1 protein-coding gene is annotated in these 426 nt (G+C 33.8%); it reads right to left on the reverse strand.

The window, feature by feature from the left end; genetic code table 11:
* Nucleotides 1-205: 205 nt before the first annotated feature.
* Nucleotides 206-426 (reverse strand): hypothetical protein (locus D7Y04_RS46215; RefSeq protein ID WP_233601870.1); only part of this gene is annotated, 221 nt, incomplete at its 5' end.

A 426-nucleotide genomic window follows, 5' to 3' on the forward strand; every position in this document is an offset into this window, starting at 1 on the left:
TGTACGCCCAATAGGGTTTTCCGAAGACCTACGAATTTAAATAAATTCAACTGAAAAAGATCAAGTTGTATATACAAATTCACTGGTTATATGCAAAACCGTTATATGTCGTCATAGAAAATCAGTCAACTTTCGTGTCTTATAGTTTGTGAAAAAAATTGCAGATTAAATTCGACTTGAGATTGAATATTTCCATATCACTGATTTATATCGCTCTTGAATCTAACAATTTTCCTGTTATTACAAGACCGACTGAGCAAAATAAAATTGCAACCCATACAATAATTCCCAATACCGTCGAGAAAAGTAACACAGTCGTAATTTTATGTGAGAGTTGTAGCGCTGCTTCTGATTCTTGTTGTTTAATCATTCGACGTAATTGAACGGTTTTATAAAGTGCCCAACAGGGTGCAATGAGGAAAAAAC

It is taken from the genome of Corallococcus sp. AB038B, assembly GCF_003668955.1.
Classification (GTDB): domain Bacteria; phylum Myxococcota; class Myxococcia; order Myxococcales; family Myxococcaceae; genus Corallococcus; species Corallococcus exiguus.